The sequence below is a fragment of the Vibrio sp. FF145 genome (assembly GCF_041439075.1).
Classification (GTDB): Bacteria; Pseudomonadota; Gammaproteobacteria; order Enterobacterales; family Vibrionaceae; genus Vibrio; species Vibrio tasmaniensis_A.
On sequence record NZ_JBGONH010000124.1, the window covers coordinates 1 to 1,342 of the forward strand.

General features: G+C 38.6%; 2 protein-coding genes. Both read left to right on the forward strand.

Going from position 1 to position 1,342, the window contains the following annotated elements:
• Positions 1-241 precede the first annotated feature (241 nt).
• A complete protein-coding gene (locus ACED42_RS21765) occupies positions 242-628 on the forward strand; it encodes a hypothetical protein (RefSeq protein WP_371704141.1) in 387 nt (128 codons plus the stop codon).
• On the forward strand, positions 625-1,281 hold the full coding sequence (locus tag ACED42_RS21770) for a 4-fold beta flower protein (RefSeq protein WP_371704143.1): 657 nt from the start codon (positions 625-627) through the stop codon (positions 1,279-1,281). Before ACED42_RS21765 ends, ACED42_RS21770 begins: the two co-directional genes overlap by 4 nt.
• Positions 1,282-1,342: the final 61 nt, after the last annotated feature.

Genomic DNA, 1,342 nt, shown 5'->3' on the forward strand with positions numbered 1-1,342 from the left:
TTCCTACAGAGGACTCTCACCTCATTAGTTCATACCCATGCTGGGCGTACACAAATGCATCAACACGATTTGCTACATTCGGCATTCTAGATTTCTTTGAGTTTACCGTATTAAGTGGTAAATTTAGGCTTAATCTGCATAGTAGCAAACGTGTTATGCAGGCGTTAGCTAGCTAAGTGGCTCACGTTCAATAAGTCGTGGTATAATTCCCTGTTTTTATTAAATTTAGTTGGTTGATGGTATGCCAGATGTATTTTACCGTAACCCATGGTTACGGGCTTTAATTCCGTTGCTCTGTGCCACAGTAGTAGGTGTGGCAAGTAGCGCACTAATCGTAGAAGTTGCAAGTGGCCAAGACGTTGATTGGATGTCAATGCCGAAAAAGTCGTCGTTTTACGTTGTTCTTGTTTGCATATTAATCGCTTGTGTTTATCAAGTTAAGTTGACAAAGCGTGACAATGAATTGTTGAAAGGGTTTACACCCAAGCAGTATGAGGCGTGTATCAGAAACCAAATTGCAGAGGACGTGTCTAAGCGTTCTAGAAAGCTAATTAATGAAGGGAAAATTGATCAGTTAGTGTCTGAAACAGAAGCGTTTAAGAAATTATTTGGGGAAGAACAAAAATGAATGTATTAATTACTCACCAATTTAATTCTCAAATGCAGAATTTACCAGAACACTTACGTCAAGAAGTGCTTAACCTTTTTAATTTTGCTTCTACCGCAAGTCGTGACGAAATAGTAAGCGCTCCTTTTGTTACGAATATTGTTTCTCCGTCAGGTGATATTTTCACCATGCTTGGTAACAATGTACGTATATTTTGTTCATTTTCATCACCTGATAGTGATGATTTGCTTTTCCTTGATGTCAGCGAGGCTAAGCTTTCCAATCCATCTTTGAAAAAAAGTGCTAGGTCAGGTGATACTAGTTTGTTCAATGCGCAAGGGAAACCTGTAGCATACATTTCCGATGGCGCTGAACAAGTAATATATATATTCAATGGGTTACCCGTTGCTTATATTGACAGTAGTAGCAATGTATATGGTTTCAATGGTAAGCATTTAGGTTGGTTTGAAAACGACATATTATGGGACCATCAAGGTGGTCGAATCGGTTTTACTAAAAGTACATATCAGGGTTATACATCGTTTGAACCTTTTAAGGGCTTTAAGCAATTCAAACCTTTTAAGGCTTATACTCAGTATGCTCCATATAAGCCGTATAAAGGGCTTGTAAATTCAAGTACGGATTTGGAAAACTGGTTAATGCAAGGTCGCTAGCTAACGAATAAGGATTAAGGTGTTGCGTAGCCAACACTAAATCCCAAGTGTTGAACAAGCC

What these genes read in the sequence shown, in the direction of transcription:
- ACED42_RS21765 (WP_371704141.1), top strand. Translation starts at nt 242, where the DNA reads ATGCCAGATGTATTTTACCGTAACCCATGGTTACGGGCTTTAATTCCG.
- ACED42_RS21770 (WP_371704143.1), top strand. Translation starts at nt 625, where the DNA reads ATGAATGTATTAATTACTCACCAATTTAATTCTCAAATGCAGAATTTA.